Source organism: Bacteroidales bacterium (genome assembly GCA_023228145.1).
Taxonomy (GTDB): domain Bacteria; phylum Bacteroidota; class Bacteroidia; order Bacteroidales; family CAIWKO01; genus CAIWKO01.
The window spans coordinates 1-21,565 of the sequence record JALOBU010000019.1 but is presented as its reverse complement, the minus strand read 5'-3'; the positions used below and the strand labels follow the sequence as shown (position 1 = coordinate 21,565).

At 36.2% G+C, this 21,565-nt stretch carries 21 protein-coding genes and 1 pseudogene; 14 read left to right on the top strand and 8 right to left on the bottom strand.

The window, feature by feature from the left end:
* Positions 1-22 precede the first annotated feature (22 nt).
* The 7 genes from hisH to M0R16_09730 are packed head-to-tail and all read left to right on the top strand — an operon-like array spanning position 23 to position 5,324.
* Positions 23-634 (top strand): imidazole glycerol phosphate synthase subunit HisH, encoded by a 612-nt coding sequence (gene hisH, locus M0R16_09760; GenBank protein MCK9613167.1) that lies wholly within the window; start codon positions 23-25, stop codon positions 632-634.
* Positions 635-670: 36 nt separating this feature from the next.
* The gene (locus M0R16_09755) at positions 671-1,435 is read left to right on the top strand and encodes an AglZ/HisF2 family acetamidino modification protein (GenBank protein ID MCK9613166.1); all 765 of its coding nucleotides are present in this window, start codon (positions 671-673) and stop codon (positions 1,433-1,435) included.
* Between the two features lie 47 nt (positions 1,436-1,482).
* A complete protein-coding gene (locus tag M0R16_09750) occupies positions 1,483-2,574 on the top strand; it encodes an N-acetyl sugar amidotransferase (protein ID MCK9613165.1) in 1,092 nt (363 codons plus the stop codon).
* Complete coding sequence (locus M0R16_09745; GenBank protein MCK9613164.1) at positions 2,574-3,686, top strand: glycosyltransferase family 4 protein; 1,113 nt, start codon at positions 2,574-2,576, stop codon at positions 3,684-3,686. The genes M0R16_09750 and M0R16_09745 overlap by 1 nt, the downstream gene beginning before the upstream one ends.
* On the top strand, positions 3,679-4,740 hold the full coding sequence (locus tag M0R16_09740) for a glycosyltransferase family 2 protein (protein MCK9613163.1): 1,062 nt from the start codon (positions 3,679-3,681) through the stop codon (positions 4,738-4,740). The genes M0R16_09745 and M0R16_09740 overlap by 8 nt, the downstream gene beginning before the upstream one ends.
* A 32-nt stretch (positions 4,741-4,772) precedes the next feature.
* Positions 4,773-4,991: a hypothetical protein gene (locus tag M0R16_09735; GenBank protein MCK9613162.1), complete on the top strand. Its 219-nt coding sequence runs from the start codon at positions 4,773-4,775 to the stop codon at positions 4,989-4,991.
* A gap of 12 nt (positions 4,992-5,003) precedes the next feature.
* Positions 5,004-5,324 (top strand): multidrug efflux SMR transporter, encoded by a 321-nt coding sequence (locus tag M0R16_09730; GenBank protein ID MCK9613161.1) that lies wholly within the window; start codon positions 5,004-5,006, stop codon positions 5,322-5,324.
* Between the two features lie 11 nt (positions 5,325-5,335).
* Here M0R16_09730 and nqrF read toward each other — a convergent pair whose 3' ends face one another.
* The 6 genes from nqrF to M0R16_09700 are packed head-to-tail and all read right to left on the bottom strand — an operon-like array spanning position 5,336 to position 11,146.
* Positions 5,336-6,595, bottom strand: a complete 1,260-nt coding sequence (gene nqrF / locus M0R16_09725; protein MCK9613160.1) for an NADH:ubiquinone reductase (Na(+)-transporting) subunit F — start codon at positions 6,593-6,595, stop codon at positions 5,336-5,338.
* Between the two features lie 25 nt (positions 6,596-6,620).
* Positions 6,621-7,238 carry an NADH:ubiquinone reductase (Na(+)-transporting) subunit E gene (gene nqrE / locus M0R16_09720; protein MCK9613159.1) on the bottom strand — a complete coding sequence of 206 codons (618 nt, stop codon included), beginning with the start codon at positions 7,236-7,238 and terminating at the stop codon, positions 6,621-6,623.
* Positions 7,239-7,251: 13 nt separating this feature from the next.
* Positions 7,252-7,869 carry an NADH:ubiquinone reductase (Na(+)-transporting) subunit D gene (locus M0R16_09715; GenBank protein MCK9613158.1) on the bottom strand — a complete coding sequence of 206 codons (618 nt, stop codon included), beginning with the start codon at positions 7,867-7,869 and terminating at the stop codon, positions 7,252-7,254.
* 27 nt (positions 7,870-7,896) lie between these two features.
* Entirely contained in the window at positions 7,897-8,598 is a 702-nt protein-coding gene (gene nqrC / locus M0R16_09710; protein MCK9613157.1) for an NADH:ubiquinone reductase (Na(+)-transporting) subunit C, read from the bottom strand.
* 10 nt (positions 8,599-8,608) lie between these two features.
* Positions 8,609-9,778 carry an NADH:ubiquinone reductase (Na(+)-transporting) subunit B gene (locus M0R16_09705; GenBank protein ID MCK9613156.1) on the bottom strand — a complete coding sequence of 390 codons (1,170 nt, stop codon included), beginning with the start codon at positions 9,776-9,778 and terminating at the stop codon, positions 8,609-8,611.
* A gap of 21 nt (positions 9,779-9,799) precedes the next feature.
* Entirely contained in the window at positions 9,800-11,146 is a 1,347-nt protein-coding gene (locus tag M0R16_09700; GenBank protein ID MCK9613155.1) for a Na(+)-translocating NADH-quinone reductase subunit A, read from the bottom strand.
* Positions 11,147-11,302: 156 nt separating this feature from the next.
* Here M0R16_09700 and M0R16_09695 point away from each other — a divergent pair, with 156 nt between their 5' ends.
* From M0R16_09695 to M0R16_09670, 6 genes are read left to right on the top strand one after another with little or no spacing between them, the layout of a single operon-like run.
* Positions 11,303-11,893 (top strand): sugar transferase, encoded by a 591-nt coding sequence (locus M0R16_09695; protein ID MCK9613154.1) that lies wholly within the window; start codon positions 11,303-11,305, stop codon positions 11,891-11,893.
* 24 nt (positions 11,894-11,917) lie between these two features.
* Positions 11,918-12,895, top strand: coding sequence for a thiamine pyrophosphate-dependent dehydrogenase E1 component subunit alpha (locus M0R16_09690; protein ID MCK9613153.1), 978 nt, complete (start codon positions 11,918-11,920; stop codon positions 12,893-12,895).
* Complete coding sequence (locus M0R16_09685) at positions 12,882-13,865, top strand: pyruvate dehydrogenase complex E1 component subunit beta (protein MCK9613152.1); 984 nt, start codon at positions 12,882-12,884, stop codon at positions 13,863-13,865. The genes M0R16_09690 and M0R16_09685 overlap by 14 nt, the downstream gene beginning before the upstream one ends.
* 5 nt (positions 13,866-13,870) lie before the next feature.
* Positions 13,871-14,980 (top strand): DegT/DnrJ/EryC1/StrS family aminotransferase, encoded by a 1,110-nt coding sequence (locus M0R16_09680; GenBank protein ID MCK9613151.1) that lies wholly within the window; start codon positions 13,871-13,873, stop codon positions 14,978-14,980.
* An 8-nt stretch (positions 14,981-14,988) separates the two neighbouring features.
* Positions 14,989-16,158 carry an aminotransferase class I/II-fold pyridoxal phosphate-dependent enzyme gene (locus tag M0R16_09675; protein ID MCK9613150.1) on the top strand — a complete coding sequence of 390 codons (1,170 nt, stop codon included), beginning with the start codon at positions 14,989-14,991 and terminating at the stop codon, positions 16,156-16,158.
* Positions 16,155-17,459, top strand: a complete 1,305-nt coding sequence (locus M0R16_09670; GenBank protein MCK9613149.1) for an O-antigen ligase family protein — start codon at positions 16,155-16,157, stop codon at positions 17,457-17,459. Before M0R16_09675 ends, M0R16_09670 begins: the two co-directional genes overlap by 4 nt.
* Positions 17,460-17,467: 8 nt before the next feature.
* Here the strand turns inward: M0R16_09670 and M0R16_09665 are convergent, their stop codons facing one another.
* Complete coding sequence (locus tag M0R16_09665; protein MCK9613148.1) at positions 17,468-18,253, bottom strand: hypothetical protein; 786 nt, start codon at positions 18,251-18,253, stop codon at positions 17,468-17,470.
* Positions 18,254-18,337: 84 nt separating this feature from the next.
* On the opposite strand from M0R16_09665, the gene wecB reads away from it, so the two are divergent.
* Positions 18,338-19,486 carry a UDP-N-acetylglucosamine 2-epimerase (non-hydrolyzing) gene (gene wecB / locus M0R16_09660; GenBank protein ID MCK9613147.1) on the top strand — a complete coding sequence of 383 codons (1,149 nt, stop codon included), beginning with the start codon at positions 18,338-18,340 and terminating at the stop codon, positions 19,484-19,486.
* A gap of 390 nt (positions 19,487-19,876) precedes the next feature.
* Here the strand turns inward: wecB and M0R16_09655 are convergent.
* Positions 19,877-20,825, bottom strand: a pseudogene (locus M0R16_09655) (DUF4372 domain-containing protein).
* Positions 20,826-21,565: the final 740 nt, after the last annotated feature.

Here is a 21,565-nt window from a genome sequence, read left to right as displayed (position 1 = left end):
ATTAATATTATTAATTGGTATTATGATAATTATTGTTGATTATAAAGTCGGAAATCTGGGTTCAATACTCAATATGTTACGTAAAATAGGAGCAAAAGCAGAGATAAGCTCTGATAGAAAGAAAATTGAAGATGCAGCCAAGCTAATACTCCCCGGTGTCGGATCATATGATACAGGAGTGAAAAACCTTCAGGAACTGGAACTGATAAATATTTTAAATTTCAAAGTTCTTGAACAGAAAGTACCGGTGCTTGGAATATGTCTTGGTATGCAACTGCTGACCACATCAAGCGAAGAAGGCATTGAACAGGGTTTTTCGTGGATTAAAGGCAGAACTAAAAGATTCAGATTCCCCGAAGACTCTAATTTAAAAGTGCCGCATATGGGATGGAATTATGTTAATCAGCAAAAGGAGAGTATATTATTTAAGGAAATGTATGAAACCCCCAAATTCTATTTTGTACATTCATACTATATTGAGCCTGTTGACAACAGCGACATTCTGGCCACGACGAGCCATGGTATTGAATTTTGTTCGTCGCTTGAAAAAGAAAACATTTTTGGCACTCAGTTTCATCCTGAAAAAAGTCATAAATATGGTATGAGACTTTTACGTAATTTTGCGAACCTTTAAAAAAATGAAAACAGGCATAATCAGCACAAAACGATAATGATTATCAGCAGAGTGATACCAGTATTGTTACTGAGAGACAAAGGCCTTGTCAAAACAGTGAAATTTAAAGAGTCCACCTATGTCGGCGACCCTATCAATGCTGTAAGGATTTTCAACGAAAAGGAAGTGGATGAATTGATTTTTCTGGATATTGACGCCAGCCGGAAAAATGAGAATCCTCCTTTTGAACTCATTAAAAATATTGCAAGCGAATGTTTTATGCCTTTATGTTTCGGGGGGGGGATCAATAGCATTGAACATATTCGCGAGATAATCAAGTGTGGTGTAGAAAAGATTTCAATAAATTCATATGCTGTAAAAGAACCCTCGTTTATTAAAAAAACCGCTGATATTTTTGGAAGCTCTACAATAGTGGTTTCGATAGATGTTAAAAAGAATATTTTTGGTAAATACAGTATTTATATCAATGGAGGGAAGGATAATACGGGAAAAGACCCTGTGGAGTTTGCCCGACTTGCCGAGCAAATGGGCGCAGGGGAATTGTTGGTTAACTCAATTGATATGGATGGCACAATGCAGGGTTACGACATACAACTAATTCAAAGGATTTCAGGAAGTATTTCTATCCCACTGATTGCATTAGGCGGTGCGGGAAGTGTAGAACACATGAAACAGACTGTGAATGATGGAGGTGCTTCTGCTGTAGCAGCAGGAAGTTTTTTTGTTTTTCATGGAAAAAGACGGGCGGTATTAATATCTTATCCTGCAATAAAGGAAATTAAATCAATTTTTGATAATTAATAATATAAAATATGCAGAGGGCATATCAGATTTGTTCAAGATGTATCATGGATACGTCAGATCCGGACATTACTTTTGATGAAAATGGTTATTGTAATCACTGTACCAGGGCGCTGGCGGAAAAAAGCACCCTTTGGTTTCCGAACGAAGAAGGTGAAAAAAAGCTTAAAGCAATTGTTGATAAAATTAAAATACAGCGCAAAGGGAATGATTATGATTGCATTATTGGGCTCAGTGGTGGCGTTGACAGTTCCTTTCTTGCATATAAGGCTGTTCAATATGGATTGAAACCCCTTGTGGTGCACGTGGATTGCGGATGGAACTCAGAACTGGCAGTAAAAAATATTGAAAACATTGTTAAGTACCTTAATCTGGAACTTCACACCTATGTAGTGAACTGGGAAGAGATGAAAGACCTTCAGCTGGCATTTTTTAGGTCAAATGTGGCGAATCAGGATATCCCCCAGGACCATGCCATATTTGCTGCACTTTATAAATTTGCTGTAAAAAATAATGTGAGTTATGTCCTGAACGGGAGTAATTTTGCAACAGAATCCATACTGCCCGTATCATGGGGTTATAATGCGCTGGACTATCGCCAGATAAAAGGAATATATAAAGCTTTCGGAAATAAAAAAATGAAAACATACCCCCATGTTACTTTTTTTCAGAGATATGTTTATTTTACCTTTATTAAGAAAATGAGGGTGTTGAAAATGCTGAATTATCTGCCTTATGATAAAGAAAAAGCCATAAAAATTATGAGTGATGAATTAGGGTGGCGTTATTATGGCGGTAAGCATCATGAGTCAAGATTTACAAAATTTTTTCAGGCACATTTTCTTCCAGCGAAATTCGGTTATGATAAACGCCGGTCGCATCTTTCCAGCCTTATAGTTTCGGGTTTTATGACACGTGAGCAAGCCCTGAAAGAAATGAAAAAGGAAATTTACAGTCCGCAGGAACTCGAAGATGATATACAATATATTGCCAAGAAACTTGACATAACACCTGAGGAGTTAAAGAACATTATTTCCAATGGAAAAAATAAGACGTATAAAGATTACCCGAATAATGAACAACTTTTTAGCGTTGGAATTAATATTAGAAACGCCCTAAGGAAGTTAACTAACAAATAATGCAGTACAAAATATGTCATATTACCTCTGTACACACAAGGAATGATGTGAGAATTTTTCTGAAGGAAGCTTGTTCCCTTCAAACAGTGGGGTTCAATGTAACATTGCTGGTAGCCGATGGGTTAGGAAACAGTGAAATCTACGGAGTAAAGGTTGTTGATGCTGGAAAGTTTTATGGCGGAAGGATAAAGAGGTTTTATCAAAACCCTAAGCGCATTTTAAAATCGCTTAAAGATATTGATTGCGAGATTTATCATTTTCATGACCCTGAGCTGATACCTGTTGGTTTAAGACTTATCAGAAAAGGAAAGAAAGTGATTTATGATGCCCACGAAGACCTTCCGCAACAGACGATGTCAAAAGAATATATCCCTGTGTTTTTCAGAAAGATAGTTGCTATTGGAATAAGGATGTATGAAAATTATGCTTCAAGAAAATTTTCTGCTATACTTACTGCAACGCCTTTTATAAGGCAACGTTTTGAAAAACTAAACGCCAATAGTATTGATATTAATAATTATCCGCTTTATGATGAAATAAATAAAAGTTTGCAGGAAAAAAAACGTGACGGTGGAGTAATATATATCGGACAGATTTCAGAAGCCCGTGGGATTTTCCCTTTACTCGAAGCATTGTCAAACGGAAATTATAAATTAAAACTTGCAGGTATTTTTGAAAATGATAAACTTAAGATTAATGTCATGCAACATTTAAACTGGCATAAGGTTGAATATCTTGGGCAGATATCCAGAAAAGAACTTTATGAAGAGTTGATGACATCTTCTGTTGGTGTTGCAACTTTCTTACCTGAACCCAACCATATTCATTCTCAGCCTAATAAAATGTTTGAATATATGTCCGCCGGAATACCTGTGGTTGCTTCCAACTTTCCTCTTTGGAAAGAAATCATCGAAGGAAATCGTTGTGGAATTTGTGTTGACCCCATGAACCCGAAAGCTATTGCTGATGCTATTAATTATTTACTTATAAATCTCGATAAAGCAGAAGAAATGGGAAAAAACGGGCAAAAAGCGGTGATAAATAAATATAACTGGGAATCGGAAAAGAAAAAGTTGCTGGGGCTTTACGAAAAGCTAATAAACAATGTTTAATGAACTACCTTTTATATCTGTAATTATCCCTTTCAGAAACGAAGAAATTTACCTGAGAGGATGCTTGGATTCCATTCTTGATAATAATTATCCTCATAATAAAATGGAAATTATTTTAGTGGATGGCATGAGTACAGACAATTCTCCAGAAATTATAAGAGAATATAAGTTGAAATTCAAGAACATTTTTTTATATATGAATCCTGGCAAAACATTTCCGATTGCAGTAAATATCGGTATTGTTAATTCTACTGGAGAATTTATTTTTATAATGGGTTCTCATGCTGTATATCATAGAAACTATTTTACCCTTTGTATAGAAACTTCTTTGAAATATAATGCTGATAATTCCGGAGGGATTCTTAATACCATTGGCCTTAACAAAAATTTTATTGGAAAAGCGATAAATAATGTTTTGACAAGCAGGTTTGGCGTGGGAAACTCGTTATTTAGAACCGGAGTAAAAGAAGTTGGTGAAGTGGATACAGTTTTTGGAGGATGCTATAAAAAAAGTGTTTTTGATAAAATCGGATTATTTAATGAAAATCTTACGAGTAGTTCGGATATGGATTTTAATACCCGGCTTCGGAAAGCAGGCGGAAAAATTCTTTTAAACCCGGCAGTTGTTGCAACGTATTATACCCGCAATGATTTTAGAAAATTTTTGAAAAATAATTTTAGAAATGGATACTGGGCAATAATCCCATTGAAGTATATTGATTATATCCCTGTTGAGTTCAGGCATTTGGTTCCCTTATTGTTTGTACTTGGCATAATAGGATTAATTGCGGCATCTTTTTTTTCTATTTACTTTTTATGGGTAATATTGCTAGGTGCATTTATTTATTTGTGTGCAGCATATTATTTTTCTTCACACTTTTTGAAGGATGGTTTCAAATATACTTTGATACTTCCTTTTTTTTATTTCTCACTTCATGTTTCCTATGGGTTGGGGTCGCTGTTTGCCTTGTTCGGAGTATTATTCAGTAAGAATTTCTATCGTTTAAGGTTTAATAAAAAAATTAAACAGCATAAGTTTGAACCGAAGAAATGAAAAAAATATTTCTGTAAATAAAATTTATTTTGATGAAACTGTTCTTACTTGCTATTGTTATACTTGCTTTTGCTGTTGCCGGCATTGCTATCAAAATGCTTGTAAAGAAAGATGGCGAATTCCGCAAGAGTTGCTCTCATGCAGATACAAAGGATGGTAAAACCACAAATTGTGTTTGCGGCGGTTCTGATGATGACCCTAAGAAATGCGTAAATTACAGCAAACATCATCTTAATGATGAAGAACAATAAAAATTTTTTAGTATGGAATGGTTTTATCTACTTATTGCCGGAATATTTGAAATAGGATGGCCTCTGGGTTTTAAGCTTTCTCAGATTAATCATGAGGGTAAGTGGTTGTGGATTTTACTGTCGGTGATATCTATGGGTTTAAGCGGCTTGTTTTTATGGTTTGCACAACGAACAATACCGATTGGTACGGCTTATGCCGTTTGGACAGGTATTGGCGCCTGCGGCACATTCCTTATTGGAATCATATTCTTCAAAGACCCAGCAACTATCGTAAGGATGATGTCGGTTTTGCTTATAGTAATAGGTATTGTGGGCTTAAAACTGGCGCACTAAAAATTATCTTTTTAACCGCCGAAGTCGTCAAAGGCAATATTTTCTTTTGGTACACCCAGACTGTCTAGCATTTTAAATACGGCATCGTTCATCATTGGAGGGCCGCAGAGATAATATTCAATATCTTCAGGTTCCGGATGTTTGTTTAAGTAGTTGTCAAAAACCACTTGGTGAATAAAACCGGAATATCCTTTCCAGTTGTCTTCAGGTAAAGGCTCTGACAATGCGATGTTGAATTTAAAATTGGGATTTTCTTTTTCAATAGCTCTGAAATCTTCTTCATAGAATATTTCGCGCAGTGAACGTGCCCCGTACCAGTATGAAACTTTCCGTTTAGTTTTTTCAGAATGGAAAAGATGAAAAATGTGCGAGCGCAGGGGTGCCATACCGGCACCGCCGCCAATATATATCATTTCTTTATCGGTGTGTTTGATATGAAACTCTCCGTACGGACCGGAAACCATAACTTTATCTCCCGGTTGACGTGAAAAAATATAAGACGAACATATTCCGGGATTTACTTTCATAAATCCTTTTATTTTTTTATCCCAGGGTGGAGTGGCGATGCGGATATTCAGCATGACGATATTTCCTTCGGCAGGGTGATTTGCCATAGAGTATGCCCGGAAAACTTCTTCGGTGTTTTTCATTTTAAGGTCAAACATCTTAAGTTTTTTCCAATCGTCGATGAATTTTTCTTCGACAATTATATCTTTATAATCCACCTCACATTTGGGGACATCTATCTGTACATAGCCCCCGGAGAGGAAATCCAATGTTTCGCCTTCGGGGAGTTTTACTACAAATTCCTTTATAAAAGTTGCCACATTACGGTTAGAGATTACTTCACACTCCCATTTTTTTATGCCGAATATTTCTGGTGGAACTTGGATTTCCAGACTTTCCCTGACTTTTACCTGGCATCCCAGACGCCAGTTGTCAAATATCTGCCTGCGTGAAAAGAACCCAACTTCAGTGGGTAGTATGCTGCCACCTCCGCTTACAACCTGACAGCGACACATGCCGCAGGTTCCACCCCCGCCGCAAGCAGAAGGCAAAAACACTTTGGCTGCAGACAATGTGGAAAGTAGCGATGAACCGGAATTAACCTGCAATTCTTTTTCTCCGTTTAGTTTAATCATAACAGGGCCTGAAGGCGTTAGCTTTGCTTTGGCAAAAAGCAGCATGATTACCAATAGCATACTAATAAACAGGAAAGTTGAAACGCCAAGTATCAGTAATAATCCCAAGCCAGAACTGAGTATAATCATATCTGCATTTTTTGTTCGTTAATATCTATATTTTAATACCCATAAAACTCATAAAAGCAATGGCCATCAAGCCGGTAAGTATGAAAGTTATTCCAAGCCCCCTGAGCGGCGCCGGAACATTTGAGTATTTAATTTTTTCACGTATGGCAGCAATGGACACAATGGCAAGAAACCACCCTACACCGGAACCAAAAGAATAAACGGAAACTTCGGCAATGGATGTGTACTCTCTTTCCTGAACAAAAAGAGCAACACCGAGAATGGCACAGTTTACAGCAATCAGCGGAAGAAAAATGCCTAGGGCATTATAAAGCGAAGGGCTGAATTTTTCAATCACCATCTCAACAAGTTGAACAATAGCAGCAATAACGGCAATAAAAATTATGAAGCTTAAATAGCTCAGGTCAACATCTGCAAAATTGCTGCCCAGCCAGCTCAAAGCACCAGCTTTTAAAATGTAAGTGTCAATAAGCCAGTTTATGGGAGCAGTGATGATAAGAACAAAAGTAACTGCAATGCCCAACCCGAATGAAGTTTTTACAGTTTTCGATACGGCAAGGAATGAACACATGCCAAGGAAAAAAGCAAAAATCATGTTGTCAATAAATACCGAGCGGACAAATAAGTTTAATAAATTTTCCATAGCTCAATGTTTTTTATTTGTTTTCAATCAGGCTTCTGCTGTGGCTTCGCTGCACCCAGATGATAACTCCAATAGTGATAAGCGCCATGGGTGGTAATATCATCATACCGTTATTCATATATCCTAGGTTATAAAATGCCTGTGGTATTACATGCGCCCCAAACAAGGTGCCAGAACCAAGCAATTCTCTAAAAAAAGCAACCGTAACCAGGATAAGTCCATAACCCAACCCGTTGCCAATACCATCCAGAAATGATTTCCATGGTTTTTCTGCCATAGCAAAAGCTTCAAGCCGCCCCATGAGGATACAGTTAGTTATGATAAGTCCGACAAAAACAGAAAGTTTTTTACTGGTTTCATAAACATAGGCTTTGAGAACCTGGTCAACAATGATAACAAGTGCAGCAATAACAATAAGTTGTACAATAATTCGTATTCTTGATGGTATTGTATTACGTAGCGATGAAATAATCAGGTTTGAAAAAGCAGTAACAATTGTGACGGATAACGCCATGACCAATGCCGGTTTGAGTTGAACAGTCACTGCCAGCGCTGAACATATCCCGAGAACCTGGACAGTTATCGGATTATTCAAATTAATTGGTGATTTTAATAGCTTAAGGTTTTTCATTTATATTTTGAGTTTTTTATATAAAAATCAATTTTGATGATTTGCTTTAAAATAGGCCACATAAGGTTCCAGACAGTCGTATAGCATTTTTTCCAGACCTTTGCTGGTGATAGTCCCCCCCGAGATGGCATCCACACCGTGTTTGTTTTCAGGCGAAGCGCCGCCTTTTATTACTTCTATTGATACAAACTTGCCTTCATCATTAAAGATAGACTTGCCAAAAAATTGACTACTGAAAGCCTGGGTATTAATCTCTGAGCCAAGCCCCGGAGTTTCCCCTTTATGGTCAAATATAGCGCCTTCTATTGTGTTTAAATCTTTATTAAAAGCCACATATCCCCATATCGGTCCCCAGAGGCCTTTTCCGCGGATAGGAACAATAATTAAATGCTCATCTTTTTCCTTAACACACACAAAAACCGGAAGGTTACGTTTTTCAACGGGCTTTTTCAGCTCCATATACAAATCTATTCCAAAAGCATCCGTATTACTTATCATTTCACCTTTGTTATTAATAACAAAAGTTTCTTTAATGTGTTTCTTGTAGAGTTCTTCCGCGTTATCCACAGTAGATTCAATATTGGCAGAAGCAAGAATGTTCTGCATCTTTTCGACCTTAATATTATATTGCTGTTTGGGTTTAAGCAGCACTGCAATAAATGTCAGTGCTATTGCAACAATGATGACCATTATTGCGGAATATATGATGATGTATCTATTGCTAAACATAGTACAATGGTTATTTTGTTTGAATTTTTTGAGGAACTCTTTTGAGCCGTTTTCTAGTATTTTGTCTGACTATAATATGGTCTATCAAAGGTGCAAAGGTGTTCATCAGTAAAATGGCAAGCATCATTCCTTCGGGATAGGCAGGATTAAACACCCTGATGAGAATTGCAAAAACACCTATTAGGAATCCGTAGATTATTTTGCCTGTCGGAGTCTGAGAACCTGTAACAGGGTCGGTAGCCATAAATACCATTCCGAACATAAAACCTCCCATCATTATTTGTGTTAACGGGTCTATCTCCATATAATGATTTGCCCCAATAAGGTTAAATATCAACGACATAAAAACTCCGCCTGCAATGGTGGATAACATAATGCGAAGGCTTCCCACGCCTGTGATAATCAGTATTGCAGCCCCAAGCAGGATGGCAAACTTGGATGTTTCCCCGACTGAACCCGGGATAAAACCAAAAAATAAATCAAACATAGATGGTATATTGTCGATATTATCAAGGGCTGCTGAAGAAAGAGGGGTGGCCCCGGTAATACCATCAACAGGTTTTACACCATTTGCTAATCCGTAAACCCAAACGCTGTCACCGGAAATTTTTGCGGGGTATGCAAAAAATATAAATGCTCGCGCCATCAATGCCGGGTTGAAAATATTCATTCCGGTCCCGCCAAAAACTTCTTTAACAAAAATAACCGAGAATGCCGTTCCCACTGCCACAATCCATAAAGGAATCCCAACGGGCATAATCATGGGTATAAGCATTCCTGTAACCAGAAATCCTTCGTTTACTTCATGGTGTCTTATCTGTGCAAAAATAAATTCTATGGCAAGTCCCGTTACATAAGAAACCACTATAATAGGAAGAACTGCTTGCAAGCCAAACCAGAAATCAGCAAATATGCTTACCTGAGTCCCGATAGCTTTATGAAACTGATACCCGATATTCCACATGCCGAAAAGAAGGGCGGGCATTAATGCAATGACCACGGCTATCATGGTGCGTTTCAGGTCGGCGGCATCGCGTATGTGGCTCCCTGTATGGGTAACTTCTTTTGGGACAAACAGAAAAGTTTCAAAAGCCCCGAAAGTAGAGCCGAGTTTTTCAAACTTCCCGCCTTTCTCAAACTTAGGTTTTATTTTATCAATATATTTTCTTAATCCTTTCATCGGGTATGTCATTTTTTAGTATTAACTCATTTCTTTTCTTATCATATCCAGCCCTTGCCTGACTATCATTTGTGTCTCGGTTTTTGAAGTGCAAACAAAATCACATAATGCAAAATCTTCGGGAGAGACTTCATAAATGCCCAATTCTTCCATTTTATCAATATCTTCAGTAAGTATAGCTTTAAGCAGATATACCGGGTATATATCAAAAGGGAAAACTTTTTCATACTGTCCGGTCATCACAAACGGGCGTTCTCCTCCGTGAAAATTTGTATCGAAATCATATTCTTTCCCTTTAAAAATTCCACTCATAAATAAGCGTGAATGGCTGAATTTTTTAAATCCGGGCATCATCCATCCGATAAATTCATAATAATCTCCTTCAGGAATAAGTGTAAGCTGGTGGTGATAGTAACCCAGATATCCATCTTTATTTATTGCAGAGCCTGTAAGGACATTTCCGCTTATACAACGGATATTATTTTGAGAAGTTTGTGCTTCAATAATGGTTGAAAGGTTTCCTCCAATAATAGTAGTGTAGTAAGCCGGTTTTTTTGCTTCATGGCCTGTGACAGCCATAGTGCGTGTGGCATCATAAATCCCTTCGATAAAGAATTTTCCTATCATAGCGACATCCTGAGGATTTAAATACCATACAGTTTCTCCTTTATTAATAGGTTTGGTTTTATGAATATGCACTCCTACATTTCCTGCCGGATGCTTTCCTTTGAAATAAATTAATTCAACATTTTTAACTTTCGAAAATATATTGTCTGTAATACTTGCATCATTCCCTAAGTTCACTTTTCCTGTAGTAAGCTTTGCCAACGCATCAATTCCTGACTGAAAGTAATGCATTTTATCTTTTAAAATAAAATTATAATCAGGAGCGAGTGGTGATGTGTCGAAAGTTGAAATATATATGTCCCTGGGAATTGAAGTTATTGAAGGAATGATGTCATAAGGACGTTGCCTGATATATGTCCATAATCCCGATTTCAGGAGTAATGACCTGATAGCTTCTGCATCCAGAGATGCAAGGTGATGTGTGCCGAATTTTTCATATTCAATTTCCTTGTCAACTTTGACAGGAATTTCCATTATTAATCTTTTTTCGCCGCGGAGTGGTTCCATCACTTCACCGCTAACCGGAGATGTGAAAATAATTTGTTCATCGTATTTATTATAAAAAAGCGGGCTGCCGGCTTTTACATGTTCTCCAGGGCTTACCATCAACTTGGGCAATACATTGACAAAATCAGCGGGTTTGATGGCGATGGTATCCGGAATGAAAGAGCCGCTTATCATACTCATAGCTTTTCCTTTAAGCGGAATGTCAAGGCCTTTTTTAATTTTAATTACTTGCATCTGTTCTTAGATTAATTGAAAATTCCCAATTGTAAAAATACAATATTAGTTAGTCAAGATGAAGAAAAAATAAATTTTTCTGAATTTTTTTATCAAAAATACTACAATACTTAAAGATTAATCTATCTTGCTTATTTTTGCTGAAATTAACTAATGATGAAACGAATTTTCGACATATTTTTTAGTTTGATTATTTTGATTTGCACACTGCCATTTCTGTTAATTATAGCGATTTTAATTTTTTTAACCGATTTTGGCCCCGTATTATACAAGGCCCCACGGGTTGGGAAAAACGGCAAACTGTTTAAAATGTTTAAATTCCGGACTATGGTAGTTAATGCGGATAAAATCGGTGCTTCATCCACAACTTTATCAGACTCCAGAATTACAAAAATTGGCAAATTTTTAAGAAAAACAAAATTTGACGAATTACCCCAAATGATTAATGTTTTTATCGGGAATATGAGTGTTGTTGGCCCGAGGCCTGAAGTGAAATATTTTACTGATTTGTTTACAGAAGAAGAAAAAGCGATACTTTCCGTAAAACCCGGTATTACTGATTTTGCATCCGTCTGGAACGCTGATGAAGGTAAAATTCTGGAAGGTACCCAAGACCCAGATAAAGCATACATGAAACTGATATGGCCCGAAAAAAAACGCCTGCAGCTTAAGTATGTGAAGGAACGTAGTTTTTGGACGGATATTAAAATTGTTTTTTTAACTTTGTTGGCTATAATTAAAAAATGATTAAAACTTAGCCAGTAATTATTAATGAATTATTCCCGAGAATTTCTAGAAAATCTTTACCGCACTATGCTTCGTATTCGTTTATGCGAAGAAAGTTTGGTTGAGCCGATTTTACATGGAGAAATTAAAACCCCATGCCATTTGTATTCCGGACAGGAAGCGATTGCTACCGGGGTCTGTGCCGCTCTTGAAAGCAAAGACTATATTTTTGGCAATCATCGCTCCCATGGCCATTACCTGGCAAAAGGCGGCGATATGGCATCTATGATTGCAGAAATTTATGGAAAGGAAACCGGATGCTCACGAGGCAGAGGTGGCTCCATGCACCTTATCTCTCCCGAAAATGGTGTGATGGGCATTGTGCCTATAGTTTCCGGTACTATTTCGTTGGCAACGGGTGCATCTTTAGCATCAAAAATCAGAAAAGACGGAAAGGTTACAGTAAGCTTTTTTGGAGATGGAGCTACCGGCGAAGGTGTATTATATGAATCATTAAACTTTGCTGCATTAAAGAAATTACCCATTATTTTTGCCTGTGAAAACAACCTGTATTCAACGCATTTACCCATCAATGAAATTCGTACAAACCGAAATATTTACCAGATTGCCAATCCCTTTGAAATAGAATCTTTCAGAGTGGACGGAAATAATGTGATTGAAGTATATGAAACTGCGGTTAAAGCCGCTGAATTATGCCGTAATAATAAAGGCCCTGTTTTCATAGAATTTCTCACTTATCGTTTTCGCGGACATGTTGGTCCGGATGATAACATACAGGGCTCGCATACCGATATTCGCCCCAAACAGGAAATTGAAGAATGGCTTAAGAAAGACCCGATTAAACGGTTCAGGGATTATCTCGAAAAAGAAATCTTATTAACGCAAGATGATTTTGATAAAATTCAGATTGAAACCGAAGCGGAAGTGTTAAAAGCCAAAGAATTTGCTGTTAACAGTCCATTACCAAAAGAAGAGGAACTTTGCCGTTATGTGTTCAAATAGTAAAAAAATAAATTTTGGGCTGGCTATCAATCAAGCTATCCACCAATTGATGGAAACAGATTCTTCCGTGTTTTTAATCGGGCAGGGTGTGAAAAGCCCCTGGTACGTTGGAAATACATGCACTGGACTTGTTGAACGATTTGGAGAAGAACGTATAATAGACACTCCTGTTTCTGAAAATGCCATGACAGGTGCTGCAGTGGGGGCTGCCATTGCCGGAATGAAGGCCATTGTGGTGCATCCCCGTGTAGATTTTGTTTTGTATGCTTTTGACCCTATCATCAATCAGGCAGCCAACTGGCATTATATGAATGGAGGAAAATCTAATGCCCCGATCGTATTTTGGTTGATTGTTAATCGGGGGGGCGAACAGGCAGCCCAGCATTCCCAGGCATTGCATTCGCTCTTTGCACATATCCCGGGTTTAAAAGTTGTTGCGCCTTCAACACCTTATGATGCCAAGGGGTTGTTTATTTCTTCTGTACTTGATGAAAACCCTGTTGTTTTTATAGATGACAGGTGGCTCTATCGTTTTCAGGATGACGTTCCTGCTGAAATGTATCAGGTTCCAATTGGTAAAGCAATAATCCGCACAGAAGGCGATGATTGCACGCTGGTTTCATTTTCATACATGGCTCAGGAATCTATAAATGCAGCAGAAGAACTGAAGAAGAAAAGTATCAGCATCGAATTTATTGATTTACGGACTGTTAAGCCGATTGATGAAGAAACCATAATCAATTCGGTAAAGAAAACGGGCCGTCTGGTTATAGCTGATGGCTCGTGGAAAACAGGAAGCGTGGCGGCTGAAATTGCTACGAGGGTTAATGAATTGGCATTTGGTTTTTTAAAATCTCCGGTACAACGAGTTTGCCTGAATGATGTTCCAGCACCTGCTTCAGGCAGCCTGGAAAAAGCATATTACAAAACCAAAGATGACATAATTGAAGCAATAAGAAAAATTCTCTGAAAAATATGGAAAAAAGAAAAGTGCGATTTGTTGAGCCGGGAAAGCTTTACCGGATGATAAAAGATGAGCTGGATGCCGCTTATTTTGAGGTAATGTCTAAGGGTGATCTGATAAACAGGCAACAACTAAGAAATTTTGAAGAGAATCTGGCAAAATTTGTCGGGACCAAATACGCTGTAGGTTTAAATAGTGGCTATGATTCATTGCATATCTCAATGAGAGCTGCCGGTATCGGGCCCGGTGATGAAGTGATCGTGCCTGCGCATACCTTTGTAGCCAGTTGCTCTGCCATAGTGAATGTTGGAGCCACACCTGTACTGGTGGACGTAGCCAAAGATTTTAATATTGATGCAGATAAAATCGAAGAAGTTATTACTCCCCGCACAAAGGGCATCATGCCTGTCCACCTCAGCGGCTGGATGGCTGATATGCCAAGGATAATGGAAATTGCTGATAAATACAATCTCATTGTAATTGAAGATGCTTGTCAAAGTCTTGGTTCAGCTGTTAATGGGAAAGGGGCAGGAGCATGGGGCTTAACAGGTTGTTTTAGTTTTTATCCATTTAAAATATTAGGCGGTTATGGTGATGGTGGAGCTATTACCACTAATAGCGAAGAAGTTGCAACATTTGCACGCCGCATAAGGTTTAACGGTGAAGACCGCGATACCGGCGAATATCACGGCCATGGCTTTACCTGTCTGCTCGATAATCTTCAGGCAGCTTTTCTGGATGTGAAGTTGCGTTACATGCGTGAATGGATAGCTAAAAGACAATCGATTGCCAACCGCTATAGGGAGGCATTGTCAGATTTACCAGACTTGCTTTTACCACACTATAACAAGCCGGGTTTTGATCATGTTTACCAGAATTACACCCTGCGTTCAACACAAGGCAGTGCATTTTCAGATTATCTGAAGGAAAATGGCATTGAAGTGCTTACGCAGTTCCGTAAGCCATATTATAAACATGCAGGATTGAAATTAACTGACAAAGGTTTTCCTGAAACAGAGGCTCTCAGCCGTGAAGTTTGTTCTCTGCCTATGAATGTGGAAATTGATGATGATGAGGTGGAATATGTAATCCATGTTGTGAGAAGTTTTTATGGTAAATAATAATATTAATGAAACATCTTTCATACATCACTGAAACTTTCACCGAGTCTGTTATCAGGGAAATGACGCGCATCAGCGATGCCATGGATGGGTTGAACCTATCACAGGGCTTTCCTGATTTTGAAAGCCCCTTACTAATTAAAGAAGCTGCCATCCGTGCAATTAAATCCAACAAAAATCAATATCCGGTTACTTTTGGCGAGCCGGAACTACGTGAGGCAATCAGCAAAAAAATTTTAAAATATAATAACATTATTGCTAATCCTTCTACCGAAATTACTGTTACTTGCGGTGCTACAGAAGCCATGCTGGCTACGTTAAAAGCCATTATCAATCCCGGAGATGAGATTATCATATTTGAACCTTTTTATGAAAATTACGGTCCTGATGGCATTTTATCCGGCGCTACACTCAAGTTTGTAAAATTGTATGCACCCGACTGGCATATTGACTTTGATGAACTTTCTGCTGCTTTCAACAATAAGACAAAAGCGATAATTATTAATACGCCAAACAATCCGACCGGGAAAGTTTTTTCATTTTCAGAAATGAAGGAAATTTCAAAATTGTGTGAAAAGTGGGATACTTATGCCATCACTGATGAGATTTATGAACACATACTTTATGATAATTCAGTGCATATTTCATTAGCATCCTTGCCCGGAATGGCTGAACGAACCATTACTATTAATTCCATTTCCAAAACCTATTCCGTTACCGGCTGGCGTGTGGGATGGGCTGTTGCATCTCCCGAAATTACAGCACGTATCAGAAAAGTACATGACTTTCTTACAGTTGGTGCACCAACACCCTTTCAGCACGCAGCTTCTGAAGCCTTATCTTTTGAGAACCAATATTACGATGAGTTGCAACAAAAATATGATGATTCCTGCAAGCATTTATATGAAACACTTGTAAATTCAGGTTTTAAACCTTATAAACCAAAGGGAGCCTATTATATGATAGCTGATGTGAGCAGTTTATTCTCAAAGTTAAATGCAGAAAACGACTTTGATTTCAGCAGAAAGCTAATTGAAAAGACTCGTGTAGCAACAGTCCCAGGTTTTTCATTCTATTCAACAAAAAACTTTGTTTCAAAGCAGGTAAGGTTTGCTTTTTGTAAAAAACAGGAAACACTTGATAAAGTAAGGGATTTATTTTTTAATCATTTAACATGAGAATGATTTTTGAAAATATTACCCGGGAAAAAATTAATTTTTTTGCTGCCTGCCTTATGGTTTTCTCGTTGCCTTTTTACCGATGGCTTTCTATTTATTTTATTGCTTTCTGGATAATTACATGGCTTGTTGAAGCGAATTTTATAAATAAATTCAGAGCGAATTCAAAAAGCCTCATCATGTTAATTCTGCCGGTTGTTTACTACCTGCTTCATATTGTCAGTATGTTATATACCGAAAACAAAGAAGTTGGCTGGTTCGATCTTCAGGTTAAACTGTCATTTATAGTATTTCCATTAATATTTCTGATGGTTAATAATTTCTACAAATCAAAGTTCATTTTTTTGTTAAAAATATTTATTGCCGCCAACCTGCTGACATCACTGATTTGTATTTTGCGTGCCCTGTATTTTTCCCTGACTATAAAAGAAGGCATTTTGGTTTTTGATGCGGATGTCATTCATGCCGGGTATTCGTTCTGGGAAACCATAAAAGTTGGCGGCACTTATTTTATGTATTCCCGTTTGTCGGCTTTTCTTCATCCCGGATATTACAGCTTGTATATGACATTTGTTTTAGCTTCCTTGTTGTTTGTTTTTCTTGAACACAGCCAAGGCATAAAACAAAAAGCTTTTATAATTTTCTTGAGTATTTATTTTACCATTTTTACGTTTATGCTTTTTTCGCGTGTTGGTTTGGTGAATATTGCCATCGTTTATGGAGCTTTTTTTCTGTACAAAGCAATTAAAGAAAAAAAAATAAAATACAAACTCATACATGCCTTTCTACTGGGAATCTTTTCAACATTGATTATTGTTGCAATTGTTTCGAATAATCGTTTTAAAATTGCAATAAATGAAATAAAAAAATTCAATTTAAATACGCTAAATGTCACTGATAATAGAAACGACAGGTTATCTATATGGTATTCATCCGTAAAAATTATTAATAAAAATATTTTGCTTGGTGTAGGTACAGGCGATGTAATGGATAACCTTAAGGAAGAATATCAGAAATACAAAATGATAGATGCATACAATAACAAACTAAATGTTCACAATCAGTTTATTGAAAGTTTTATGGGAACGGGAGTAATGGGGTTTATTAGCTTGCTTGCGGTTTTTATAGCGGGCATTATTAAAAGCATTAGAAAACGAAATATTCTTTTTCTTGTTTTTATATTAAATGCTTTTGTTTTTTGTTTTATTGAATCCATGTTCAATACCCAGGTTGGCGTAGTTTTTTTTGTATTCTTCTACTGCCTTTTTTGTGTCAACCTTCATAGGAAGCCTGCTCTGTAGTTCAAGTTTTATTTGATTGATTTTATTCTTTTTATCATTTCAATGATAAAAATAATGATAAAAGCCGTGAATAAAGATGCAAGCACATATTTGACTACACTTAAGCTTCTGCTGGGTGTTTTTACCATGGATGTTACTTTTTTATCAATAACATGAAATGTGCTGTCGTTTTGAAGCTTAGAAGCATACAACTGTTTCATCTCGAGCAAGTCAATGTATACTTTGTATGAATCTCCAGATATTAATACACCTGAGTTGCCTGATGTTTTTTTATGTAAATCTTCAAGCTCAAATAATTTCTTGTTGATATTATCCAGCATTTTTTTGTTTGCTTCGGTATTTTCTGTAATTATCTTTGAAATTCCGGCAGATTGTGTCAGATACTTGATATAACCCTGAATGAATTCATTATTTTCTGAAGAGTCCTTCAGGGTAAATACCACTTTAAAATACCTGTTATCGCTCTTTACCAACGAATCAATAAAAATATTGATAATGTTGTTAGCAATAGCTTTGTCAACAGATAATTCAGAGGAAAAAAATTCAGTTACATTTTCTCCGGAAGGTTTCAGGAGCGGTTCAGAAACAGTTCTTATTAAACCAAACGGCACTTTATCGATTGTTGATAATACGCATACATTTTTATACGTTGTAACTTTGTTTCCAACTAATAAATATCCAAGCACTAATCCTATAACCAAAAAGATTAAAATTAACACCAGATATCTTTTCATAATAATAAGTGTTTTTAATATAATTTCGGCAATAGTCAATTCATTTTTATCAGTATTCATAATGATTTTTGTTTGTAAATAATTTTAAATATAAGCCTGATAGATTTAAAATGAAATAAATTTGCATCAAAATTAAAAAAATAAATGATTAAACTATTAACTATTGTTGGCGCACGTCCACAGTTTATTAAAGCTTCTGCCATTAGCCGCGTGATTCATCAAAATTTTTCTGATAAGATACAGGAAATTATCTTGCATACCGGACAACATTATGATGACAACATGTCTTCTGTTTTTTTTAGAGAGATGGAGATTCCTGAGCCGGCATATAATCTGGAGGTTGGCTCGGGTAAGCATGGAAAACAGACTGCTGAGATGATGGCGGGTATTGAAAGTATTTTATTAAAAGAAACACCTCATGTTGTTTTGGTTTATGGAGATACAAATTCAACATTGGCGGGCGCTCTTGCTGCTTCAAAAATGCATATTCCTTTGATACACGTGGAGGCAGGGCTGAGATCCTTCAATAAACTTATGCCTGAAGAAATAAACAGGATAGCAACCGACCATGTTTCTACACTTATGTTTACTCCGACAAAAAAAGGAATAGAAAACCTTATTAAAGAAGGTTTTAATATGAATAATATTCCGCCATATCATATTGACAACCCGGGAATTTTATACTGCGGCGATATAATGTATGACAATGCACTTTATTTTGCAAAGATGGCAGAAGAGAAAAGCAATTTGATTACAGGCCTGAAACTAAAAAATGAAAATTATGTTTTAGTAACACTTCACAGGGATTCAAATACGGATGTGCCGGAGCATTTAAACTCAATATTCAGAGCCATCCAAAGAATCTGCGAAAAAAAGGATATTAAATTTGTGATTCCATTACATCCGCGTACGAGAAAAAAATGGTCTGAGCTGCCTGATGATACCCTTAAGAACATTATTAATAATAACAACCTTATCACAATAATTCCTGCTGTCTCGTATCTTGATTTTATTTCACTCGAAAAAAGCTCAAGACTTATAATGACAGATTCGGGCGGGGTGCAGAAAGAATCATATTTTTTTAAAAAACCTTGCCTTATTTTAAGAGAAGAAACAGAGTGGGTTGAACTTCTTGAATTAGGCACAGCTCAGTTATGCGGGGCAAATGAAGATAAAATAGTTCAATCCTTCAATGAGTTAGTTGGAAAAAAAAGCATGCAATTCCCTGAAATATATGGAGATGGGAATGCAGGGAAGTTTATATTGAAAAAAATTCTTGAACATATAAAATAATAAAAGTCGCCCGAAAGTAGCGGCTTTTATGTACATAATGCGAAGTTATAAATTTTGCAGCAATAACTTTTTATTAAGCTGTTTTTTTACAAGTCCTTGTGCCAGCAAAGGCTTCATTTCCTGGGATGTGTTCTCAAGGAAAAAGTTGCTGAAAAAGGCCGAATTTTTCTGCCATATCGAATTTGAAAATCCGCTGACTGTCAGGATGGATGCTAAGAAAAGGATAGCGGTGGTTACACATGAATGAATTATGTAAATAGTTTTGCATATTTAGCAATGATATGCTGAAAATAATTAGCTCGGAAAATTTGTTTTCTTATAATGGATTCATCACAAAAACACATTATTTTAAATTAGTCATTGATTTGAATTAAATATTATTATAAGAGTTTATTTGCAGTCATTAGTGTCCGGTTGTAAACCAAATAGATTCAATTGGTTATTGTTATCTTGTTCTTTGATTATGTAGATTTGTTTTTCAAACAGATGATTTAAAGGTGTTTTCTCAAACAATCAAAGGCTTAAAGTTTGTAGAATTGTGTAAAGGTTTTTTTCCATGTTCATTTTTCTTTTCACAATAGGTATTAAATGGTAAACACACACTGCAATTCAAATTTGAACACAAACAGCATTAAAGCTTATTCCATAAAATGCCTTTATTCGTAAGTGCTGCTTCATCCATTTGAAAAACAATTCAACCTGCCATATTATCCTTTGTCCGTGTAACAAAAAATGCTTGTTGTTGATGCATTGCATATAAACGTTCGTAGTCAATATATCCTTTATCCATCAGATAGAAAGCTCCTTGTTCAATCGGCAGGAAACCCGAGGCATTCACATCATTACATAGCCCATCAGTTATGTGGATAAAGCCTGGAATATTTCTTCTTACATCAAGCAAGGTGTGCATTTTTACAGCACCTTTATTTTGCCGGAATCTTGCCCATGGAAAAAGGTTCAGGCAAAGATCAATCGTGATACTATTAAATACATAAACCATGTTTTCCAAATCCAGCAGAAAATCGTTGTCTGTTTTATAAAGAATACGCGCTTTAGCAGCCAAGATACCCGCAAAGTCGGCATAAATTCTTCAATCCCTCATTTCATTTGCATCAGACAAAGTACTTCGGGGAACTGGTTGCGGAATGCCGCAATGAAATAACCTGCCAGAAATGGCTATGAGACTATTTTCAATATTCCTTAGACTTTCCCTGTAGGTCAGTTGGGCAAAGCACATTATCCTAAAATGAATCCGACAAGTAAACCATTGGGTTTTGTAATCTCCGGAATACTTATCGACACATTTTTGAACTTCATACTTGAGCAAAAACAACACCATCTATGCAAAAACATATTTACCTTGGTTCATGTTTTTGCTTCAAAGTTCGAGTTTTCAAATCCAAAATCTATGAGCGTTTATTTTTGTATTGATATTATTAGTTATTTATTTGTTAAATATTACTTGTAATACTTTAAAGTATAATTTTTTATTAATTTTGCATCCTAAAAACAAATTTATGATATAAACAATTGATAATTAATAATATAAGCTTGTTTTTACATCAAAAAGTATTATTTTAAAGATAAAAAGAAAACATAGCAAATATCAAACTACTTGGTTTACTTTATGATAATTTATTACTTGAAAAACTAACAAAACTTTGCTAAACGTATGATAGATTAAACCAATCTATTGACTGGGTTATTTTCAAACCTACTTTAGACAAGATTTTTCAGGACAAATCAAAGGTACCTTCAAAAGGCGACGACCCACATTTTGATTAATTGATGTGGTATGCAAATCAAGGGTTGAATTAATAAAAAATTAAAGTTATTAGATATTTAATTACTTAAATATGTATAAAATAATTTGTAATAACATGATAATCAATATTTTAGTTAAATGTTTTACTGAGTCAACTAAGATATAATTACTAAGAATATAAAATACATATTAATAACCCGTTGTGCTATTAAAAATGTTAAATAAATTGTTCATAAATAAATCAAAAAAGGTTATGCAATATACTGATATACAGTATATTAAATTAATATTTCAAAATTATTCTATGCACAACT